The sequence below is a fragment of the Phyllobacterium sp. A18/5-2 genome, from assembly GCF_025452215.1.
GTDB classification, from domain to species: Bacteria; Pseudomonadota; Alphaproteobacteria; order Rhizobiales; family Rhizobiaceae; genus Phyllobacterium; species Phyllobacterium sophorae.
In genome coordinates this window covers 379123-400902 of the sequence record NZ_CP104967.1, presented here as the reverse complement: position 1 = coordinate 400902, position 21780 = coordinate 379123, and the positions used below count along the sequence as shown (strand labels likewise).

24 protein-coding genes and 1 pseudogene are annotated in these 21780 nt (G+C 56.2%); 14 read left to right on the top strand and 11 right to left on the bottom strand.

From position 1 onward, the window contains the following. The first annotated feature begins 98 nt into the window (after positions 1-98). Positions 99-596 (top strand): 5-deoxy-glucuronate isomerase, encoded by a 498-nt coding sequence (locus N8E89_RS20455; protein WP_262263000.1) that lies wholly within the window; start codon positions 99-101, stop codon positions 594-596. Positions 597-667: 71 nt separating this feature from the next. On the opposite strand, the gene N8E89_RS20450 is transcribed toward N8E89_RS20455, so the two are convergent. The 4 genes from N8E89_RS20450 to N8E89_RS20435 all read right to left on the bottom strand — a co-directional run bounded on the left by N8E89_RS20450 (position 668) and on the right by N8E89_RS20435 (position 2285). Further along, the gene (locus N8E89_RS20450) at positions 668-1057 is read right to left on the bottom strand and encodes a DoxX family protein (protein ID WP_262262999.1); all 390 of its coding nucleotides are present in this window, start codon (positions 1055-1057) and stop codon (positions 668-670) included. Between the two features lie 156 nt (positions 1058-1213). After that, positions 1214-1393, bottom strand: coding sequence for a Flp family type IVb pilin (locus N8E89_RS20445; protein WP_262262998.1), 180 nt, complete (start codon positions 1391-1393; stop codon positions 1214-1216). 193 nt (positions 1394-1586) lie between these two features. Further along, entirely contained in the window at positions 1587-1862 is a 276-nt protein-coding gene (locus tag N8E89_RS20440; RefSeq protein ID WP_106665471.1) for a hypothetical protein, read from the bottom strand. Between the two features lie 81 nt (positions 1863-1943). Then, entirely contained in the window at positions 1944-2285 is a 342-nt protein-coding gene (locus N8E89_RS20435) for a hypothetical protein (protein WP_262262997.1), read from the bottom strand. 215 nt (positions 2286-2500) lie between these two features. On the opposite strand from N8E89_RS20435, the gene N8E89_RS20430 reads away from it, so the two are divergent. Genes N8E89_RS20430 through N8E89_RS20405 form a run of 6 tightly spaced genes read left to right on the top strand, consistent with a single transcriptional unit; the run spans position 2501 to position 8392 of the window. Next, positions 2501-3853 (top strand): LLM class flavin-dependent oxidoreductase, encoded by a 1353-nt coding sequence (locus N8E89_RS20430; protein WP_262262996.1) that lies wholly within the window; start codon positions 2501-2503, stop codon positions 3851-3853. A 31-nt stretch (positions 3854-3884) separates the two neighbouring features. After that, on the top strand, positions 3885-4772 hold the full coding sequence (locus N8E89_RS20425) for an ABC transporter ATP-binding protein (RefSeq protein WP_262262995.1): 888 nt from the start codon (positions 3885-3887) through the stop codon (positions 4770-4772). Position 4773: 1 nt separating this feature from the next. Then, a complete protein-coding gene (locus N8E89_RS20420; RefSeq protein WP_262262994.1) occupies positions 4774-5853 on the top strand; it encodes an ABC transporter substrate-binding protein in 1080 nt (359 codons plus the stop codon). Between the two features lie 27 nt (positions 5854-5880). Next, entirely contained in the window at positions 5881-6723 is an 843-nt protein-coding gene (locus N8E89_RS20415; RefSeq protein WP_262262993.1) for an ABC transporter permease, read from the top strand. Continuing rightward, positions 6723-7511, top strand: a complete 789-nt coding sequence (locus tag N8E89_RS20410; RefSeq protein WP_262262992.1) for an ABC transporter permease — start codon at positions 6723-6725, stop codon at positions 7509-7511. The genes N8E89_RS20415 and N8E89_RS20410 overlap by 1 nt, the downstream gene beginning before the upstream one ends. Positions 7512-7522: 11 nt before the next feature. Continuing rightward, complete coding sequence (locus N8E89_RS20405) at positions 7523-8392, top strand: NADPH-dependent oxidoreductase (protein WP_410010436.1); 870 nt, start codon at positions 7523-7525, stop codon at positions 8390-8392. A gap of 74 nt (positions 8393-8466) precedes the next feature. Here N8E89_RS20405 and N8E89_RS20400 read toward each other — a convergent pair whose 3' ends face one another. The 3 genes from N8E89_RS20400 to N8E89_RS20390 all read right to left on the bottom strand — a co-directional run bounded on the left by N8E89_RS20400 (position 8467) and on the right by N8E89_RS20390 (position 10353). Further along, positions 8467-9291: an SAM-dependent methyltransferase gene (locus N8E89_RS20400; protein ID WP_262262991.1), complete on the bottom strand. Its 825-nt coding sequence runs from the start codon at positions 9289-9291 to the stop codon at positions 8467-8469. Between the two features lie 47 nt (positions 9292-9338). Beyond that, the gene (locus N8E89_RS20395) at positions 9339-9767 is read right to left on the bottom strand and encodes a YbaN family protein (protein WP_262262990.1); all 429 of its coding nucleotides are present in this window, start codon (positions 9765-9767) and stop codon (positions 9339-9341) included. 208 nt (positions 9768-9975) lie between these two features. Next, a complete protein-coding gene (locus tag N8E89_RS20390) occupies positions 9976-10353 on the bottom strand; it encodes a hypothetical protein (protein WP_262262989.1) in 378 nt (125 codons plus the stop codon). Between the two features lie 159 nt (positions 10354-10512). On the opposite strand from N8E89_RS20390, the gene N8E89_RS20385 reads away from it, so the two are divergent. From N8E89_RS20385 to repC, 4 genes and pseudogenes are all read left to right on the top strand, one after another. Then, positions 10513-11448, top strand: coding sequence for a hypothetical protein (locus N8E89_RS20385; RefSeq protein ID WP_262262988.1), 936 nt, complete (start codon positions 10513-10515; stop codon positions 11446-11448). Positions 11449-13417: 1969 nt separating this feature from the next. Beyond that, entirely contained in the window at positions 13418-14599 is a 1182-nt protein-coding gene (gene repA / locus N8E89_RS20380) for a plasmid partitioning protein RepA (protein WP_262262987.1), read from the top strand. Next, entirely contained in the window at positions 14596-15627 is a 1032-nt protein-coding gene (gene repB / locus N8E89_RS20375; RefSeq protein WP_262262986.1) for a plasmid partitioning protein RepB, read from the top strand. Before repA ends, repB begins: the two co-directional genes overlap by 4 nt. Before the next feature lie 160 nt (positions 15628-15787). Continuing rightward, positions 15788-17003: pseudogene (gene repC, locus N8E89_RS20370) on the top strand (plasmid replication protein RepC). 17 nt (positions 17004-17020) lie between these two features. On the opposite strand, the gene N8E89_RS20365 reads toward repC, so the two are convergent. After that, on the bottom strand, positions 17021-17164 hold the full coding sequence (locus N8E89_RS20365; RefSeq protein WP_262262985.1) for a hypothetical protein: 144 nt from the start codon (positions 17162-17164) through the stop codon (positions 17021-17023). A gap of 80 nt (positions 17165-17244) precedes the next feature. Next, complete coding sequence (locus N8E89_RS20360) at positions 17245-17571, bottom strand: hypothetical protein (protein ID WP_113173645.1); 327 nt, start codon at positions 17569-17571, stop codon at positions 17245-17247. A gap of 404 nt (positions 17572-17975) precedes the next feature. On the opposite strand from N8E89_RS20360, the gene N8E89_RS20355 reads away from it, so the two are divergent. Further along, the gene (locus N8E89_RS20355) at positions 17976-18659 is read left to right on the top strand and encodes a DUF2332 family protein (protein WP_315975731.1); all 684 of its coding nucleotides are present in this window, start codon (positions 17976-17978) and stop codon (positions 18657-18659) included. After that, positions 18646-18819 carry a hypothetical protein gene (locus tag N8E89_RS29055; protein ID WP_315975730.1) on the top strand — a complete coding sequence of 58 codons (174 nt, stop codon included), beginning with the start codon at positions 18646-18648 and terminating at the stop codon, positions 18817-18819. Before N8E89_RS20355 ends, N8E89_RS29055 begins: the two co-directional genes overlap by 14 nt. A gap of 677 nt (positions 18820-19496) precedes the next feature. Here the strand turns inward: N8E89_RS29055 and N8E89_RS20350 are convergent. Together N8E89_RS20350 and N8E89_RS20345 are read right to left on the bottom strand one after the other, a co-directional pair. After that, on the bottom strand, positions 19497-20072 hold the full coding sequence (locus tag N8E89_RS20350) for an IS66 family transposase (protein WP_262262984.1): 576 nt from the start codon (positions 20070-20072) through the stop codon (positions 19497-19499). Next, the gene (locus N8E89_RS20345) at positions 20072-21154 is read right to left on the bottom strand and encodes a transposase (RefSeq protein ID WP_262262983.1); all 1083 of its coding nucleotides are present in this window, start codon (positions 21152-21154) and stop codon (positions 20072-20074) included. Before N8E89_RS20345 ends, N8E89_RS20350 begins: the two co-directional genes overlap by 1 nt. A 259-nt stretch (positions 21155-21413) precedes the next feature. Between N8E89_RS20345 and N8E89_RS20340 the strand changes: the two genes are divergently transcribed. Beyond that, the gene (locus tag N8E89_RS20340) at positions 21414-21776 is read left to right on the top strand and encodes a VOC family protein (protein ID WP_262262982.1); all 363 of its coding nucleotides are present in this window, start codon (positions 21414-21416) and stop codon (positions 21774-21776) included. The last annotated feature ends 4 nt before the right edge of the window (positions 21777-21780 follow it).

Here is a 21780-nt window from a genome sequence, read left to right as displayed (position 1 = left end):
AGACAGAAGCGATTATCGATTTATGTTGGAAGGGGTTGCGGGGCTGACTTCAAATCTCCACAGTCAACAAGTGTCGGTCACGGTCAAAACCTGCCCCGGTGCCGAGGTGCGAGATCACCGCACTTGGCGATTGCGAGATCGCCATTGCCGGAGGCCGCTGGCGCGAGCCAATGGCACCTTTTCGCGTTGTGCCTGAGGACGTCGACATGGTCGATGTCGGATCCAACGAGACAAAATCGCGTCGGCGCATTTTTCACATTCTCGGCAATAAACAGGCAGATCGCGTTGGACGTCTGCTGGTCAGCGAGCTTTATGCCGATGAGGGCTGCTGGTCCGGCTATCCGCCGCACAAGCACGATACCGGCCGGCCCGGTGAGACGGCGCATGAGGAACTATATCACTGGCGCTTCGATCCATCGTCAGGGTTTGGCACCCAACTCTGGCATGAGGAGGAGAAAGAGCCCCATGTATACGTGACGCGAAGCGGCGACACATTCGCTTTCTCGACGGGATACCACCCCACCGCAACCTCGCCCGGCCATGCGTCCTATATTTTTACGATTCTCGTCGGGAAGACGCAGCGCTCCCTCGTGTAGAATTTCGAGGAAGTGCACCGCCCGCTGATGGCGAAAATTCCCGGCATCGATGCCATGCGAGCCAAATTTCGTTAGGTGCGTTTTCGCCATGCCTCGATTGACCAGGCACCGGGACCAAAAGCAACGATCGCCAAAAACCCGCCTGTCATGGCGATATTCTTGTTGAAGTTGATGACTTGTTCAGAGTCACTGAAATCGGTGTGGAACAGCATCGCTGTCAGCAGACAAAACCCGGCGAGCGCTGCCGCCGCATAGCGGGTTGCGAAGCCGGCAGCGACGAGGATCCCCCCGCCGAGCTCGGTGACTATGACGAGGGGGAGGAGCGCCGCTGACACGCCGTTGGCTTCCATATAGCTGCCGGTTGCCGCGTATTCGCCAATCTTGCCCCAGCCCTCAATGATGAAGATATAGGCCAGAAACAACCTTGCAAGCAGCGCGATGGGTGCCTGAAATCTTTCCATTTTGTCCTCCATAGAATGACGCCCTGCGCGCTGGCCTTGTCAGGCGTCAAAACACTATAGGTGATCCATTTATTCATCGCCAAAAATGAAAAGGCCACCCGTAGGTGGCCTAAACTTAACCGAGAGGGGCTGCTTGAAGAGCACCCAATCCACTCATTAATCCGGAGCAGCGCCAGACATAGCTGTGCCGAGGTTTGTGAACGTCGTATTGATGCTCGAACCGAGGGCAGTTGCACCGGCAATGATGCCGACGGAGATGAGGGCTGCAATCAGGCCGTACTCGATAGCAGTTGCGCCGGACTCATCTTTAAGGAAGCGTGCGAAAAGTTTGCTCATGATCATGGATCCCTGTTTGGCTGGTCGTTTGTTGACTTTGGTTTCGTTGAACCGTCGTGAACATAAGTCGCCGGCATTTACAGGGATCTTAAAGAATATGGTTGACGAAAGCTGACTGTTCTTCTTGCTTAATGCCATGTTAGTCGGGTTGTTTGCATTTGTATTAAAATAGTCTGCAAGCACGCTCGGTGGATCAGTGGCCGAGAAAAAAGCGGATGGCATCCAATACGGCGAGGGACACCAATGATGCCGCAAGCGCGATTGCCAGCCCTCTTTCGAAATTGCCAAGGCGGTTGGTCGTCTGGACGAGTTTGCCATCCCAATAGAGGTTGCCGGTCTCTTCATGAACGCCGAACAGGTCGCTGCCCTTGGCCGAAAGCTGTCTGACGCCGCGGGGCCAGTGCGATGGCGCAGGTTCACGCGAAAACCGGCTGTTTCTGAAGTCCGACAAATCAGTTTCTAATCGCATTTCCGTCTCCTCAACAGCCAGCAACACAACAGGGGTGCGGCAGCAAATCAAGGGGCGACGGGAAGAGATCGCAAGTGTCGGTTAACGCTCGGCCAGCAATCGGAAGGTGTCGATGACAATGGCCAGGAAAACACCTGACCCAGTGGTGATCACCCCGTCTAGAAACAGCCGGCTTGCCCTGTCATAGACCACTTTCCTCAATGAATCCGTCTTCAGCAGAAAAGCGAGAGATCGCAACTGAAGAACGATGCCGATCGAAATGAGGAGGAGAGTCGGCAGATCAGCGAGTTTCCAGGGTATGGGATTACTTGCCCACTGGGTGAGAAATCCAAGGGAGAATGAAAGCACCACACCAACCACGGTAATTGTGCCGTTGCGGAAAAGCGTTTCAATGAGGTGTTCGTCGTCATCTTTAAGAGTCATTGCCGTCCCCGAACCTGATCCATCGACAGTCAACTATGTCTCAGACCCGAACACAAGCTCCAACAAATCCGGGCGGCGTTCGAAAAACAACCTCCGGTAGCAGGTGACGGGAAATCAATAAAACCCCGCCGGCCAAATTTTAAAGAATACCATTTCTGTCGTGATTAGAATTTGCGGCCTAGGCTTTCGCAAAGACAGTCATCAGGAAACTGAAAATGAGCAAACGCGGCGGCCAAATGAAACTGGGGGCATTCCTCTATCCCACCGGGCATCACATTGCTGCATGGCGCCACCCCGAGGCCCAAGCCGATGCCGGATCCAATTTCGCCCACTACGCCGAACTTGCACGCACCGCCGAGGCGGCAAAATTCGATCTGATCTTCATGGCCGACGGCGTTGGTACGCGTGGCACCGATACCGAGGCGCTCAGCCGCACTGCAATCCGCTATGTGGCCCAGTTCGAACCGCTGACGCTGCTGTCGGCGCTGGCAGCTTTGACGGATCGGGTCGGCTTTGTCGCCACGGCCTCGACCACATATAACGAACCCTATCACATCGCCCGGAAATTTGCCTCGCTTGATCATATCAGCGGCGGACGGGCCGGATGGAATCTGGTGACCTCGGCGAGTGAGGACGAAGCACACAATTTCAACCGCGAGCACCACGTTGCCCATGCGGAACGCTACGAGCGGGCCGAAGAATTTGCCGATGTCGTTCGCGGATTGTGGGACACATGGGAAGAGGACGCCTTCCTTCGCGATAAGGAAAGCGGTATCTACTACGACCCCGACAAGCAACATTTGCTCAATCACCGCGGCAAGCACTTCAAGGTCCGCGGGCCGCTCAACGTCGCGCGCGCGCCGCAGGGCCATCCGGTAATTGTTCAGGCAGGCTCATCGGAGCCGGGCAAGCATCTGGCCGCCCGCACCGCGGAAGTCATCTTTACCGCGCACCAGAATATCGATGACGCCCGCGCCTTCTATGGCGATGTCAAAGGCAGGCTGGCCCGTTTCGGCCGCTCTCCAGATGATCTGAAGATCATGCCCGGCATTTTCCCGGTGATTGGCAGGACAGAATCGGAGGCTCGCGAGAAATTCGAACAGATCCAGGAATTGATCCATCCGGCTGTTGGTCTGTCTCTGCTCAATGGCATGGCCGGGGACGTCGACTTGTCGAAATACCCGCTGGATGGGCCATTTCCGCAAGTAACCGAGACCAACGGCAGCAAGAGCCGTCAGAAGCTGATGGTCGATCTGGCCCGCCGCGAAAACCTGACCATTCGCCAGCTCTATCTGCGGGTTGCCGGCGCACGCGGCCATTGGCAGATCGTGGGCACGCCGCAACAGATCGCCGACCAGATGGAAGAATGGTTCACGTCGGGCGCCGCCGACGGATTTAATGTCATGCCGCCGCACCTGCCTGCCGGTCTTACGGATTTCGTCGAGCACATTGTGCCTGAACTGCGCCGGCGCGGCCTGTTTCGCACCGAGTATGAGGGCCGCACCTTGCGCAGCCATCTCGGCCTGCGCGAGCCGCAGCACCCGCGCTCCGCAGTTGCAGCCGAATAATCCTGTCCATTCAAGCAAGAAAGATGGCGCCATGACCAGCACAGCCCATTTAAGGATCAGCAATGTGAGCCGAAGGTTCCGCGTCAATGGCAGTGACCTTACGGCGCTCGACGAGGTCAGCCTTGACGTTCGAGCCGGCGAATTTGTGACCATTGTCGGTGCGAGCGGTTGCGGCAAGTCGACCTTGCTGCGCCTTGGTGCCGGACTTGACGTCGAGCATGACGGTGTCATCGAACATGGCGGCCAGCCGGTGGAAGGTCCGAGCCTCGATCGCGGGATCGTATTCCAGGAGCCGCGGCTTTTCCCGTGGCTGACGGTTGAACGCAACGTCGATCTTGGTCTTGAAAACGCTCCGTTGTCGAAGGCAGAAAAACGCGACCTCGTCGCACAGCAGATCGAACTCGTTGGCTTGACCGGTTTCGAAAAAGCCTACCCGCATCAGCTATCGGGCGGCATGGCGCAACGCGCCGGAATTGCACGCGGCCTCGTCAACCGCCCCGATGTTCTTTTTCTCGATGAGCCCTTCGGCGCGCTCGACGCTATTACCAAGGCGCGCCTTCAGGGCGAGTTGCAGGACATCTGGGCGAAGGGACAGATCACCATGGTGCTCGTCACGCATGATGTGGACGAGGCTGTCTATCTCGGCGACCGCGTTGTGATCATGTCGCCGCGTCCAGGCCGGATCAGAACAATCGTGCCCGTCGATCTGCCGCACCCGCGTGAACGCACCTCATCGCAGCTCGCCAGCATTCGCAACCACGTTCTTGATATTCTCAACAGCACGACTGTCGGTCTGCCTGCGGCAACGGCAATACAGCCAACACGGCAAAAGCGTCCGCTCGCCAAGACAATTCCGGCCCATGCCGTGCTCAGAGCAAAGCCATCCGGCAAACCCCTGTTTTCAACGACGGAGATTTAACATGACGTTATCCCATTTCACCCGCCGCGCGGTTATGGCCGCATTTGCCTTGTCTGTACTGGCCTCTTCTGCCGTTGCAGAAGAACCCCTGACGATCAATGTCGGTTATGCCGCGATTGGACTTGATAGCCGCCCCTATGCGGAAGGAACTTCCGCGGCCACAGCGCGAGCCGGCGAGTACCTCGAAAAGGAATTTGCCAACGATCCCACTGTCAAGATCGAGTGGTTTTTCTTCAAGGGCGCCGGACCGGCGGTCAACGAGGCATTTGCCAACAATCAGCTCGATTTTGCCTATCAGGGCGATCTTCCGTCGCTGATCGGCCGTGCCAATGGGCTGAAGACGAAATATCTGTTGGCAAGCGGCGCGCGCAAGCCGCTCTATCTCGCCGCAGCCAAGGATTCGACGATCAAGTCGGTTGGAGACCTTAAGGGCAAGAAAGTCGCCTATCAGCGTGGCACCAACGGCCATTTGGCCGCAATCAAGGTTCTGGAAGCCAACGGCCTGACGGAGAAGGATATTCAGGTCATCAATCTCGACAGCGCTGGAACGGTGGCGGCACTGACCAGTCAGGATATCGACGCGGCCTTTGGCGACACAACGCTGATTAACCTTGCCTCCAAGGGCAATGCCAGGGTGATCTATACCACAAAGGGCGACGATCCCCGCTTTGGCCGTAACGCTGGCATTATCGGCCGGGAGGATTTCATCGACAAACATCCGGAAATCACTCAGCGCGTCGTTGATGCCTTTGTGAAGGCGGCGCAATGGTCTTCCGACGAACCCAACCGGGCGGCTCTTTTTGAGCTCTGGCACAAGTCCGGCACCCCGATTCCGATCCTCGAGGACTATTTCAGCAATGACAAACTGGCTTATCGCAATTCACCGCTCATAGACGATCTGCTGGTCTCGCAATATGAGGAGCAGGGGACCAAGGCCAAGGAATTCGGGTTGATCCGCCGTAACGTCAGCGTTGAAGGCTGGTTCGAGCCGAAATATCTCAAGGTCTCACTGGAGAAGCTGGGCCTTCAGAAATTCTGGCAGGCCTATGGCGCAAATGGCAAGCCACTCGGCTCATCATAAAGCATCTCAGAAGTTGGTAGCCATCGCATGAGCACCGCATCAAAGAGCGTTTCCGTCGCGCCTGCATCGGTCCAAATCCGTGGGGCGCCGCGAAAGCTGTTAAATCGCCGCGCACTTGATCGTTTTGGGATCGCATTGATTGTGCCGTTGGGCCTGCTCCTCGCCTGGTGGATCGCATCCAGCCAGGGCTGGCTACCCGAACAGATCCTTCCATCGCCAGCTTATGTCTCTTCAACAGCGCTGGAGATGGTCACTTCCGGTGAAATCTTCTATCACGCAGGCGTCAGCCTGCGGCGTGTGGTAATCGGTTTTCTCTTTGGCGCTGCTGCTGGTCTCACGTTAGGCATGGCCATGGGTCTGTCACGGCGGGTTGACGATTATGTGAGGCCGTTGTTTTTGGCCTTCGCCCAGATTCCGACCCTCGGCTGGATCCCGCTTTTGATGCTCATCTTCGGCATTGGCGAGGCCTTGAAGATCATCGTCATCGCCAAGGGCGCCCTGGTGCCCATGACGATCAATACCGCAGCGGGTATTCGCGCCGTACCGGCAAGTTTGGTGGAAGTTGGCCATGCCCTGCGTTTCAGCCGCCTGCAAACATTGCGTCTGATCGTTTTACCCGGCGCCGCTCCGTCCCTTTTTACCGGCATCCGCTACGGCCTGACCCATTCGTGGACCGCTCTCGTTGGCGTTGAATTGCTCGCCTCATCCGAAGGGCTTGGCTATCTCCTGGTCTGGGGGAGGCAGATGTTCTGGCTTGATGTGGTGATCGTGGCGATGATTGCCGTCGGCGTCATCGGCTTTTTGATGGACAAGGGGCTTGATGCTTCCGAAAACTTGGTCCAGCGCTGGAAGCAAGGGGAGGACAGCTAATGTCACTTGCCGCAACCCTTCAAACCAAACGCGCAGTCAAGATACGCCGCGGTTTGACCCTTCCTGTGCTTCTTCTTGCGCTGTGGGAGGTGTCCAGCCATACAGGTCTGGTGGATGCCCGCTTCCTGCCCTCGCTGGAAGATGTTTTTCTGACCGCCAAGCGCGAACTCATCGACAACAATCTCTTCGGCGAGCTTGGCTTTAGCCTGTTCCGCAATATAGCGGGGTTTTTCATCGGCTCAGTGATTGGCATCCTCTTTGCAACGCTGCTTGCGCTGTCGCGTTTAGCCGACGCCTTAATCACGCCGACCTTTAACGGATTGAAGCAGATTTCGCTTCTGGCCTGGATCCCGCTGATTTCGATCTGGTTCGGCTTTGGCGAGCAGGCCAAAATTGTCTTTGTCGCCATCGCAGCCTTCATCCCGGTTGTGCTCAACACCTATGAAGGCATGCGCAATGCGCCCCGCGATCTGATCGAAGTTGGACGCGCGTTGAAATTCACGCCGCTGCAGCGCATCACGCGTATTTTTCTCCCATCGGCGCTGCCATCGATCGCAACCGGCGTTCATCTCGGACTGATCTATTCATGGCTGGCAACCGTCGGCGCGGAATATTTCCTGGCCGTTGGTCCGGGCGTTGGCGGACTGATCATCGCAGGCCGCGAACGGTTTGACATGGCGCTCGTCATGGTTGGCGTGATCATCCTCGGCCTGGTCGGCTTTATTCTTAACCGCCTCGCCGCTACGGTTGAGTCCTATCTCCTGCGCTGGCGCGTCAGTGCGCATTGAAAGTATAACCCATGTCCATCGCCGCCGCTGATCCCGTCAAGCCTGAGGAACGAAGCGGTGAAGATCGCCTCGAAATCCTCCTTCGACAACGTTATGGCAATGCTTCAACGCGATCCGCCAGCGCTTCGTGGACACAAACCATCGATACGTTGCTCGCCCACAGGAGTGTACGGTCCTATCTGCCAGAGCCGGTACCCCCAGCGACCCTTGAGCTTGCCGTTGCAGCAGCACAATCCGCCCCGACTTCCTCGAACCTGCAGGCTTGGAGCGTCGTTGCTGTCGAGGATGCGGCACGCAAAGCCCGCATCAATGCTGTCGCGGGCAATCAACGCCAGATCGAGCAGGCGCCGCTGCTACTGGTGTGGCTGGCGGACCTGTCGCGCCTGCGCCGCATCGCGGACGGGCAAAGTTCAACTTCCGAGGGCCTCGATTACCTTGAAAGCTTTCTCCTCGGCATCATCGACGCGGCGCTCGCCGCTCAAAATGCCCTCGTCGCACTGGAATCGCTGGGGCTCGGCACCTGTTACATTGGTGCTATCCGCAACGATCCGATCACCGTCGCCCGTGAGCTTAATCTTCCGGATCAGGTTTTCCCGGTTTTCGGGCTGACGGTGGGTTTTCCCGACCCATCCATCAGGACCGATATCAAACCACGATTGCCGCAGACTACCTTGCTGCACCGGGAGCAGTATCGCGATAATCCGGGCCAGGAAGAATTGATTGGCTACAATCAGACATTGCGGACGTTTCAGAAAATCCAGTCCATGGCAACGATCGACTGGTCCGAGCAGATAGCCCGGCGCATTGCGACAAAGGCGTCCCTCAAAAACCGCGACAGGCTTTTGGCAATCCTTAAGGACTTTGGCTTTCAGTTGAAATAAAAATGCTGACAACCTCTTAGGGCGCCGTGGGGGACCCGCGTCAAGGTCTCGATTTTTGTGGGACGATGATAAACTTATGTCCTGGCGAGGATCTCAATGGGCGCGATGATCCCGTTCTGAAGCGCGTCCATGACATTTGCCAGGCGCTGTTTTGCTGCCGGTCCCATAATGATGTGCGGGCCCAACGCTGGAGGGCCCTCAATTGCAGCCTTTTCGCGCATTTCACGGCTGAGCTTCAATGCGAGATCAAGGCGATTGTGTTCCTGTTCGATCTGGAAGCCATGCTCCGTCAACAACTTGCGGTAGGTTTCAGGTGTCCTGACGAAGCTGGTTTCAATGGTGTCGGCCCACGGCATAGGAAAGGGAAGCGGCGCATCTTGCAGGGACATGACATCATAGACACCAAAGCGCGCTCCAGGCATCAGCACGCGATTCACCTCGGCAAACAGCGATGCCTTGTCCTCAATGTTCATGCCGACATGGATCATGCTTGCCGCATCAAAGCTTCGGTCATCGAAAGGAAGTGCCAAAGCATTTGCCTGATGAAACGCAAGCCTGTCGTCAAGGCCACAACGGTCGGTCAAAGCCTCCGCAACCTCGACAAACTCATCGGTAAGATCAACGCCGGTGACGCGGCATTCATATGTTTCGGCAAAGTAGCGTGCGGGTCCGCCGATGCCGGAACCGATATCCAAAAGATGCATGTGAGATGCAAGCCCGAGATCCTTGCCGAGCTCGACAGTTGCAGCGCGCCAACCGAGATGTAGTTCGTCCAGCGCCGAAAGGTCGGATGCAACCAGGGTGTCAATATCTTTACCGCTCGCGAGCAATGCGTCGAGAATTGCCCGTTCAAGCGCGCCATGCGTGTAATGTCTGGCAACTTGTTCTTCGGTCGTCATCCACGGTCCATCCTGGAAGAATTCCGCATGCCCGCAATATACGCCGTTCAGGTCCGGTACGATACACCAACGTAACGTAACGGCACCGGAAGACGGGCCATCTGTTTTCCAAAAACGGTTAAGCCAAACAACGTGACAAGCCCCACTACGCGGCGGCGGCTTGGACGGGTAACGACGTAGGCAGCACAGGCAATAAAGAACACCGCGACCACACCGCCGATGATGGGGGTCGGGCGGGCGAAATAAAAGAAGGCGCCATAGCCGAAGACCATGCCCGCGCATGCGATCCATTTCACGCGTTTTGGCACAGCTCCATATTTTCGCCATTGCACCAGGGTTGGACCAAAGACCGGATGTTCGAGCAGCCACTTTTCAAAGCGCGGTGAAGAGCGGCTGAAACACCAAGCGGCGAGAATGAGGAAGATGGTCGTCGGCATGACGGGCAAAAAAGCGCCGACGAAACCGAGCGCCACCATGACCCATCCAAGCGCGAAATAGACTGTCCGCTTTGTTCCGTTCATGCCCGCGTTTCCTCATGGTGATGCGCAACGGTTTATATTGTCGGCTGCAAAATGTCAGCCCGCCGCAGTAACAGGCCCTTGATGAGCAAACATCTTGCTTGTGCATAGTCAAACGCCCGGACGACATGGGTCCGGGCGGTCAAAAGTTGGTATGCGATCGAAATTAGTTGGCCTTGAGCCGCGTGTTGCAGGCGCTCCAATATTGCGGCCAGGTCTTGCCACCTGTCTTGTTGGCTGCCTTGGCCTTCTGCCACTGCTCGCCGCACTCGCTGATGCGCGCGCGGAACGCAACCTGACCCGGTGACAGCGGCTTGCCGTCGGCCGTGGTTGCTGCTGGAGCTGTCTTGGTCGTGGTCTTGCTTGCAGTGGTCTTGGTTGCGGCAGGGGTCGGCTCATCCGGTACCGCTGCGTCCGAATTATCGGACTTCAGGCTGTCGCTACAGGCCGAGAGGAACTGTGGCCATTTCTGGCCATTGAGCGTACCTGCTTGCTTGGCTGCCAGATACTGCGTGCTGCATTCCTTGGTGACTGCCTTGGCCAAAATGGGTAGCCGCTTGGACAACCCGTTACGACTAATGACTCAGTGTTGTGGAGTTGGGCTTTCACGTACCATTGTGAACATTAAATAGGGCCAGGGCCTATCGTCGGTAGCGAGGTCTGTCGGACCGCCACATTGCCGATTCTGCTGAAAGGAATACTTATGCCAGGCGTATTCATAGATTCCGATCTAAATGATGATGAACGGCGTCGCAGACTTTATTCCGGCGATATTTTCATTTCGTGTGCAACCGACACAACCAGAGAGCTCATCGCTCTTGCCAAGAAGATGCTTGATGAAGCCTTTGCGCCGCACGATCCGCGCACCATTCACAAGCACATGACGCCGGAAGAGGTTGCGGCAATCCTCTCGACAATGAAGCCGGCATTTATCCACCACCCGGAATGCAAGAGGCTGATTCCCCTCATCATGAAGGAAAGCGGTGTCGATCTCGATAAGCTGTATTTCGACGTGCCGCGGATGCGCTCGGCCTATCCCTCGCACTTTCTGTCATCAGGTATCGCTTACGCGTTTCACCCGCATCGCGACACCTGGTACTCCGCACCAATGTGTCAGCTCAATTGGTGGCTGCCGATATATTCGATTGACCCGGACAATGCGATGGGCTTCTACCCGGACTATTTCAACGTACCGGTCAGGAACAATTCCGAGATTTACAATTATTACGAATGGAACAGCAAGAACCGGGCGACAGCCGCGCAACACGTCAAGACTGACACGCGCGAACAACCAAAGCCGCAGCAGGAGTTGAACTCTCAGTCTCTGCGCTATTTGCCACCGCCTGGGGGGATCATCATTTTCTCCGGAGCGCAGCTGCACGAAACAGTACCCAATACGACCGATTTTGCACGCTACAGTATCGATTTCAGGACGGTGCACATCGACGATGTCGTGGCGCATCGCGGCGCCGTCAATCTCGACTCGCGCTGCACAGGCACAACCATGCGCGACTACATCTGCGCCGCTGACGGGCGGCCGTTGCCGGAAGGGATCGTCAAGCTTTACGACGATGGCACCGCTACGTCGGACAAGATACTTCGCTTTGGTGATCGTCTTGTTGAAACGCCGGCAGCATGACCGGGGCTGTCAGCCTAGCGGTTTATCCGGTCGAAATGAAGTTGGAACAGCGTATTGAGTACAGTGTATAACGCGTTGATAAATAAGCAAATAAACGCATAAATGGAAACTAATCTGGAGTTGGCTTCCATTCTAGAGACTCTGTGAGGGGACTGGGTCTCGGGAGGCAGTAGTAGCCCGGCATGGCCCGGGCTGCTATTGCGCTTGATTTGCAAAGGATGTCACCATAAGGGAGATCCGTCAACGTCCTTCGAGCGGCAATGGCCACAGACGCTCAATTGATACCCTGCCCCTTATGATTTCCTGGGCTCCACCCAAACGTCATGTCTCTTGGAAATCAATTGCCAAATCGCGCTATACGGCAGGTGGCAATCTCTGTGATAGAGTGCGCTGCTCACGCAAATTCTCGGCCAAGTACTTGCATTCCCGTATGCTCAGCGTGTCGCGCTAAAGTTTGATTGTTGAATCAGAACCTCCAGCATGAAACGCTACCCCTATGCATCGCCAATCTTTGCGTCGGTAGTTGGCTGGTGATCCGAATTCCCTCGAGCCTGCGCGATCAATCAATGCGAATACGCACAAGGCGGTCTTTCGCACGACGGTTTCGACCGGGAGGATATTCACCTGTTGTCAAGAGGCGATCGTTTTTCCCAGGCCAATCGCCCCATTGCTCGTGCGCAGTGCGCGCATTTCGCGGCGCTGGGGCCAGACCGCTGTATTTTTCTCCCCCCTCTTTTCTTTTAAGGCTTTGTCAGTCCTGAGGACTGCCGCGACTTGCGGTCTAGGACAATGCCTGTCCTTTCGCATCGCCTGTCATCGTTACGACTCACTGCATTTAGAGTGATCATCTGCAAGGCGTTTGCTGTTTCATCGTTTTCAGCTCATGCTCGTTTCTGGTTCCAATCGCGACGCTCGGGACAATGGCTGCGTTGTGATGAGGCGGATGTTCGCTGGTCTTTAGCGCCACTCCAGACTTGATGCCGTCCCTGCACAGGACGTTCAAGGCCTTGTCGCTTCACTTTCGGCCAGTGAAATTCGCTTCTTTGAAATGGGTGTTGTTTCCACCGTGTTGGTCGCCGTGCTTAAATTCACGTTGTTGTCGCCTTGCGCGACTCTCACGGCAAAGCGGCTGGATCCAGCATTGGCGATTTCACCGCGTGGCCGATGCGGTTTGCGAAAAGGCATGCGAGCGCAGTATCGAGCTTGAACCGCAAAAGCGCAACGATCAGGCCGGCCGCCGTCGATCAGCGCAATGAATGGGAGCCGTTTTGCCGCCCGGGCGCCGCCGACCCCGATAACGCTGGCGGACATGGGCCGCGCATGGATCCATGACAAGCCGGCGGCCCAAGCCTGCCTGGCCAAGGCCGCAAACAACGTCGACGCCCAGATCACCGGCGCCGCCGACCGGAAACATTCGCCAAGGCGGTGGCATCATCACCAAGCTGGTCAAGCCGCGCTGGACTCACGCATCGATGCGGCGATCACGACCGCGACGGCGTCAACGGCAAGATCGAGAAGGGAGGCGTACAGACCAAAGTGTGTTCGCACCATCCAAACGATCCTGACCGGCAAACAGTCACAGATATGATAATTCGCGCAGCTAAAGAAACCGGTCATTTTGGCTCATTGTCGACCGCGACCGCGCCATTATCGACGTGCGTGGTTAGTGAGATTGCAGTTCGTCGAGGTTCCGGATTCTCTGCATCGTAATCACCGGAAAGTTCCCAGCTGGGAACACCTCTGCAAGCCAACGATGCAGAAAGTTCCCAGCTGGGAACTTTCTGCAAGAGCGACTAGAATGGGATAGCGCATGCCAAAACAACGCGTTTGCTCAGCTTGGCCGAGATCGATCTAAAAGTACCTACGCTAGGAACTCGAATTATCGAGATTTCGCGTAGTCAATGTGCGGTTTACTAGGCGTTAACCATCTCGAGCGCTAAGCTAAACGTGACGAAACATGGAGATTCGAGTGACACGTCACTTAAGCAGCCTTGAATTCATGCAGACCTTCTCCACGAAACTGGAGATGGCACTTAATAACTTGAGCCTCGCGCAGTATCCGCCAGACGCCACCAGGGCGATGAGAAAATTTGCCTCGTCGGAAGTGGCTGCATTGCTGGAAGTCACCGAGGCATACATTCGCCAGATTTCATTGAAGGACCGTGGGCCGACGCCGGAAGTGACGGCCAATGGGAGAAGGCTGTACTCGCTTGAGCAAATCCTTGAGCTGAGATTGTACCTTGCTGAACATGGCCGCAAGAAATGGATGAACCCTCGGCGCATTGATGGTGAACAATGCCAAATTATTGCTGTGACAAATTTCAAAGGCGGCTCCAGCAAAACCTCGACGACGATTCATCTCGGCCACTATCTCGCGCTTCGCGGCTATCGCGTCCTGGCGGTTGACATGGACCCGCAGGCTTCTTTGACAAGCCTGCACGGCGCCCTGCCTGGTTTCGATTATAGGGAAGGGGACACCCTTTACTCTGCGATCCGGTTCGAGGATCCCATTCCAACAGATCAGATCGTCCAACCTACGCATATTGCTGGGTTTGATGTTATTTGCGCCGGGCTCGAGCTAACCGAGTTTGAAACCGCCGTCGCCCTGGAAATGAGAAAGTCAGGCGGGACAAGTTTTCTTCTTCGTGTGTCTCAGGCGTTGGAGCAAATTACTGAAAAATATGATGTGATCCTGCTCGATTGCGCACCTTCGCTGAATTTCCTCACGCTTTCATCCTTGACTGCAGCAACCGGGGTTTTGATCCCGGTTCCAGCCCATATGCTCGATGTCGATTCAACGGGCAAATTTCTAGAATTGGCTGCGTCCTATATGCAAATTCTCGATGAAGTGGGGACATCGGCGCAATGGGATTTTGCGAAGTTCTTGATCACAAAGTTTGAACCGAATGATCATCCCCAGGCCAATATGCAAGCGCTGATGCGGCAAGTGTTTGGCGATGATCTCCTGCTCCACACCGTCATCAAGTCAACTGCAGTTGCTGATGCTCTGACTTGGAAGCAGAGTCTTTACGAAGTTCAACGAGCGCGATTCTCGGCTCCGAAAACTTATGACAGAGCAATTGAGTCCATAAACGCAGCCAATGCTGAGATTGAAGCATTGCTTTGGCAAGCATGGGGACGTGAGCAATGAGCCGGAAAGATTCAAAGAGTATGTTTGCAAACGTACTTGGCCAGCTTGGCAATGATATTTCTCAGCCGACCGGGCATTCGAAGTCATCCTCTCCGCACCTCTTGAAGGTTGCTGCGGGAGTGCGCCACATTCAGGAGCGCAGCGATCTCGCCGATCGGTTGTTGAAAGATGCCGAACATATCGTCGAGCTTGATCCGGCGACGATTGAGCCGTCATCAATCGTCGATCGTTACGATCCTGCCTACGAAGAGATCGCCATAGGCGAAATTGCGCAATCAATGCGCGAACGGGGACAGATCGTTCCTGGTCTGGTCCGACCCATTCCAGGCAAGGCCGGGCGTTTTCAAATCGTCTACGGTCGCCGCAGATTGGCGGCAGCCAACCAGCTCGGGATCAAATTCAAGGCAGCAATCCGCGAACTGACCGACGAACAGGCAGTCATTATCCAAGGCGAGGAAAACACTGCGCGCGAGGATCTGTCATTCATCGAAAAGTGCTCCTTTGCGCTTGCGCAGGAGCATGCAGGCTTCAAGCGCGATGTAATCTGCTCGTCCTTGTCGACCAACAAGTCGCACGTATCCGAGATGATCAAAATCGCCTCGGCAATTCCACGTGATACGCTCTTGAAAATTGGAGCGGCGCCAGAAATTGGCCGGCCGCGCTGGATCGAATTTGTCGAAGCGTGGGAGCGCGCGAGCAGCCCCAAAGCACTGGCCGACGATGTCATGTCGCATCGTTCTTTCCCTAAGCTTTCAAGCCGTGACCGTTTTGCCGCGGTCATGAAGGCGTTAAGTCCAAGGGAACACGCCACCGGCACCACGAAGGAACCGAAGAGGGCAGAGTTGCGCTCAAAAGGCATCACGTTGGCGAGAATTAGCTATGCACCATCAGGCGTAAAGCTGAATTTCATGAAGAACGTGCCAACAGAATTCGTTGATTTTCTCTTGGCTCGCATTGAGAACTTGCACGAGGATTATCTCTCCCAGACATCCCGGGCAGAGAAAAACGAACAGTCACAGGAGAACTGAAGCCGCAAAAGAAAAAGGCCCCCAAACGACGTAGTCGCGGAAGCCCTTCTCATAAGTCTGAACAGCTAGAGGAATCGCATTTCCCCGAATCACTGTCAAGAGTGTTGATCGTCGTTTTGGCGAGCGGAAGTCTTTTGCCTTTTTGAAAGGTGAAACGGAGATGCTTGGAAATCTCATAACGACGCCCTTTGGGCGGCGATCGATGTCGCTTGGCCAGTTGAAAACCCAGGCTCAAGCCCAGGACATCGAAGCGGGCAAGACCGCCGACAAGTGGCAGGTGTATCGCTGGCTGTGCGAAGGCAAGGAAATCATCGGTGTTGGCGACCGCTCGCTGGCGGTGCTCAACGCTTTGTTGTCGTTCCTGCCCGATAATGAACTGTCGGCCGACAACGGTCTGGTGGTGTTTCCCTCCAACGTCCAGCTGTCGATGCGCGCCCATGGCATGGCCAATGCCACCTTGCGCCGGCATTTGGCGGCGCTGCTCGAATGCGGTCTGATCACGCGCAAGGACAGCCCCAACGGCAAGCGCTACTCCCGCAAGGGCAGGGGCGGGGAGATCACCGACGCGTTCGGCTTTTCCCTGGCACCCTTGCTGGCCCGTGCAGAAGAGCTGCAGCAGGCCGCTGAGAGCGTGCGGGCCGCCTCCCGGGCCCTGAAGCTGGTGCGTGAGCGCATCACGCTGCAGCGGCGGGATATCGCCAAGCTCATCGAGGTAGCCGTTGCCGAAGACGTTTGCGGCGACTGGGGGACGCTGTGGACGCGGTTTCGCGCCATTGTCGAGGCAATCCCGCGCCGGGCAGCGCTTGAGGCCCTGGAGCCGATCCTGAGCGATTTGGCGGCGTTGCACGACGAAGTGGCTATGCTGTTGGAAAAGCATGTAAATGCTGAAAATCCGAGCGCCAATGAGTCTCAGAATGATCCGCAACAACAGATTACAGAATCTAGTATAAAATTTGATATTGAACCGGGCTTCGAAAACAGCCAAGGGTCGAAATCCGCGCTGGCAAAGACCAAGGCTGAGGATGCCACAAAGGCCTATCCGCTCGGATTGGTGATCAGGGCCTGTCCGGAAATCGCCGACTATGCGGCAAACGGCATCAGCAACTGGCGCGATTTGATGACCACGGCGGCGCAGGTGCGGGGGTACCTCGGCATTTCGCCCTCGGCCTATGAGGAGGCGCTTGACGTCTTCGGCCAGGAAAACACTGCCGTCGTCATCGCCTGCATCCTGCAGCGGGCTCAGCGCATCAATTCTGCCGGCGGTTATCTGCGGGCCTTGACCGAAAAAGGCAAGGGCAGGGGAGTTTTCCATCGGGGCAATGCTGATGGCGGCGTTGAAGGTCAATGGAATGCATCCGCAACTGGTGACGACATGATAGCATCCGTCGAGCTGCTAGGCATGGGTTGCGTGTTGTTGCAGAGGCGCCATGGTTGGCGTTTGGCCGGGCGGGCCGTCTTCCGTCGAGCAAAAGGCGAGTGCCGCCAGCAGCGCAAAACACATGACGAGGGCAAGAAGGACGAGGTATTGTTGTCTCATCCGTTTTCTCCAGCGACTTTGGAACAGTCGACGCCCATCGGTCCGCTGTCACATGAAATTGGACCAGAGCGTCCCCAAATTCAAATTGCCTGGTCTTGGTTCGAGGGCTTTTTGAGCGGTATCCTGCTTTGACCGCCACCATCGCTGCCCGGTGTTTCAAGGTAACGTCGGTAGGTTCTGCACACTTGGTCGGCTGCCCGTTGCTTCGATGCCTGGTGACCGCTCACTATGCCTTGGCGAAACTGTGAATGACCGAGCAGAAAAATCCAGCGCCAGCGACCTTTGAGCGGACCTCCATCGATGCGATAGATCCGGCCAACATCAATCCCGTTCACGCCCATTGCCGTGAACTCACGCGACGGCTCCTGAGTTTCAACGCCGGTTCTCTGCCAGACAATGTCATCCATGTGCTCTTAACGCGGGTTGAGAAAGATCGTTTCATCAGAAGAATGGTATTTGTAAATAATGCGGATGAGAGGACGGCGCGGATGCTCCGCGACCCGCCTTGACCAGCTTAGAGAGCGGCCCGAAGTTACCACCGGGAAAATGTCTCATGCATGTCCGATCAGCAGAAGCTAATTAGCATTTTGCTGCCGTATGGACAGAACTATTAATGCAAACAGGGTGTTACGTCTTGAGGGTTGGTAGCAGTGAAATTCAATCCGGGGGTAAGTGGGGCAGATTTGGTGGCGAGCGGTGTAAAAAGCAATTCCTGCAGGTCGGGGTAGGTGTCACACGGCTAGGACCAACCGGTGGTACTATAACGATTGCGGGCCCTTGCATGTCCCGGCCAATAGGTTGGAGTTAAATAATGTACCAGCAGCAGTTTGCAGAGATTTCGGCGCGCTACCGCCGTTTTGCCGAGGAAGAGGCTCGAGGCCGCTCGCCGCTGTACGAGCAACTGGCAAATGGTGTGGCTGATGATCAGGAGGTACTTGCATTCCTGGCAACCCTCCCAAAAGACAAGCAACAACCTAACCTGTTGCTTGGAGCAGTACGGCACCTGTTCGGCTTGCTCGGGAGCTGGAATGAGTTCCGTCGAAGGATCACGGCCAATTTCGATGACGTCCGCACGCTGATGCTGGCGCGTTCCACCCAGACCAACGAGCCTGCCCGATGCGCCACGCTACTTCCCATTCTGGCGCAACTGCCGCAGCCGTTGGCTCTCATTGAAGTTGGAGCTTCCGCCGGGCTGAACCTCCTGCCCGATTTTTACAGCTACGACTTTGGTGGCGTAGTCCTGCGTGCAACAGCACCGACGGTCGAAGCGCCTTTGTTTTCCTGCAAAGTGAATGAAGCGGCGCCGTTGCCGGCAGCAATGCCAAAGATCGTCTGGCGCGCCGGGCTGGATCTCAATCCACTTGAAGTATCTGACCCGGAACAAGCGGTGTGGCTCGAGAGGTTGGTGTGGCCGGAACAGCGCCATCGTCTCGCGAGATCTGCGCGCGGCCATCAAAGTTGCCAAATCGGTCCGGCCCAACGTGATCAAGGGTGACTTGCGCAACGACCTTGGCCGGCTGGCCGACGCGGCCCCTAAGGAGGCAACACTGGTTGTCTTTCACACTGCGGTTCTGTCCTATGTGGTTGCGCAGGCGGACCGCGACGGCTTTTGCGCGCCATGTGCAATCTTTGTGCCCCTATTGGATCGCAAATGAATCTCCACGAGTATTTCCCGAAATCGCTGCACTTGCCGGACCAAGTTCAAAGCGCGGCCATTTCCTAGTCTCCGTCAACGGATTTCCGGTCGCTTGGGCCGACCCCCATGGAGCTTCGCTCGAATGGATTGAAAACGCCGCTTGAGGTTATCAGATCGATTAGTCGCGAACACCGTACTCGTCGAGAGCAACATCTTTTGCTTTGGCGCGTGTGATCCGTTTTCGGAACTTATCACAGCAATTGGCGGCTTGCTTTACGGTCCTCAGGCCGGTTTTTTTGTGGTGAGGCAGTACGACCATCGACACATAGAAAGTCTGAATGAAGACGAACTGCACGACTGCCACCACCGGATTGTGGAACGGCTCCCTCTTACAGCAAATGAAGACCTAAGACGCCATGCTCAGATTAGGCATAGGTGAGCGGGTGGCATTGACGGACGCTCTGGAGAAACCGTTCATGGCACGCTCATCCAGCATAATCGCAAAACAGTTACGATAGCGCGTTGACGACCGAAACACCGACGCCGTGCAGGCCGCCGGATGTTTCATAGACCTTGGAGCCGAACTTGCCGCCCGCGTGCACGACGATGATGGACGCCTGCCCGACCTCCGCAAACCGGAGATGCCGAGGCGAGCCAAGGCAGCAATCTAATCGATTCCTGAAAAGAAAACTGGCATTAAGCCCGTGCAACGACGAGTTCTGCGAGCGGTGGGATATTCTGGTTGCCGGTATTCAGGCCGAGGCGATCACCGAGAAAGTTGAAGAAGGAGATGCCGAGCTTGCGGCAGGTCTTCATCAGGCCGAGCAGGACATCGCGTGCCTGGCGGCCTCTTGTGCTCATGGTGCCGCCAGAAATCTTCCGCTTGATGACACAGGCGCGCAAATCATTCTCCGAGGCATTGGTATGCAGCGGAATGTCCGGCCGCTCCAGAACCTTGAGAAGTTCTGGTTTGCGCCGGTGCAGGCGCATGAGCAACTGATCAAGCGGTTCAAAGCCGGTACGCAGGGTGAAGATGCGATCGAAGCGTCGCCTGAATGCATTCGCCGCGCCCGGCGAGGGCTTTTCCTTCCACACCTTCAGTGCCCGATAAAAGCACCAGACGAGATCGCGGACCGTCTCAACCGCCCGAGCTTGTTTCGGTGTTGCCGGCATCAATTTGTGAATGAGCCTTTCGGCATGGATCCAACACAATGCATGATTGGCGATCCTGAACTGCCCGGCCCCATCGGAGACGACAACTGCAGTGCTCATCAAGCCATGATGGCGGATGGCGCCCAGATCGCAGCTTCACTCAACGCCCGCAATAAAGTCTTGTCGAAGATATCTATGGAGCAGCGCGCCAGATGTTCTAGCCATACGCTCTGCGATCCAAACATCTTTTCCGGGTGGGCGGAGAGCTTCTCGATCAATGACGGGTCAACCTGACGCCGGCGCATATAGTCAAGCGCAGCATCGTTGGTGACATATTCTTCATGACCTGCCCCTAGTAGAGACAGGAAGTTCAATCGCGATTTCGACCAGCCTGTTCTGAAGACTGTAAAGCGCTCGCCGCCGATCTGGGTGGTCACGCCGTCGCGCCGGGCGTGGCGTGCACCAGTATCGTCGACGGTGATGAACGGTGCCGAGAGAAGGCCAGCATGTAGGACGGCATGGTCTTCCGCGAGAAACTTGTCGAGATCCGCCGTCAGCATGCGCACCACCTGCCGTTTGGAAACCTCGACGCCGATCCCGTTCAGTATCGAAGTCAGCCGTTCCGTTGTCACCTGGCCCTCGGCATGCATGGCCAGGCAGAAGCGCCGCAAGCCAGGTCCGAAGCCGCCAATGATGCCAGTTGGCACGGGCGCGATGATCGTCTTGCCCTCGAGCGTGATCCAGCGTTCCCGCCTGTAACGCACCACCTCAGACGCCAGAACCAGCTCGCGCACAAGGATGCTCTTATAGCCCTTGAAGCGCGAGCCATCCGGAACATCTGCTTTCAATGTCACCTCGCGGGTGACCCGATCCTTGTCGCGCTTGGCGCTGCGGCCTGGTCTCTTTCCCGGCTTGCCGCTCTTCGGCTCAGTCGCCTTCTCCATCCCGGATGAGCGGAATGGCGGTCGCGGTGGCAGGTTCTTCAATCGGGCGATCTCGTCCCGCAGCAGCTGGTTCTCAAGTCGCACGCGGTCATTGTCGAGCTTAAGCCGCTCGATCTCCAAGCGTTGCGTCTCATTGACGGTACGCAGCCTGGCAAACTCGGCTTCGTGTCCATGCGCCTTGGTTACAAGCCCGGCAACAAGCTTGCGCATCGCAGAGAGCGACAGAGTCTCAACAGATTCAACCAGGGGCAGCTTCATAAGCTCGTTGAATCAGAATTCGTCACTGTTGGGAATCCGGCTCGCCCCTAAATCTGCCCCGGTTACAATCCGGGAGGTAAGCGGACCAGATTCCCGGGCACGGGGTATTTAGGGCTATCACATACCGATTGAGTTTGGCTGGAAACAATACGATTTGTGTCCATGGCCCCAACCAATCAACCAGCTTCCAACAGGCGCTTGACACGAAGGTTCCGGTTAGAGAACGTCGCGGAGCGTTTCCGATCTCGGAGAGAAACCCTTGTCCATCAGCAGAATTGATCACGTTCAACTAGCTATGCCTGTTGGCAAGGAAAATGCTGCTCGAGACTTCTACGAGGGTTTGTTTGGCATTCCTGAGGTTGCCAAGCCAACGCAGCTTGCAGCGAGGGGAGGATGCTGGTTCGAAAGCGGCAGCGTTAAAGTTCATCTTGGTGTTGAGAGCGATTTTTCACCTGCCAAAAAGGCCCATCCAGCATTTATCGTGGATGACCTGGCCGCGCTGGTGCGTGTTCTAGACGATGCAGGTTTCTCGGCCAAAGAAGATCAGCCCCTAGAAGGGTACGAGCGTCGATACGTCAATGATCCGTTCGGAAATCGAATTGAACTCATGCAGCCGAAATAGAGGA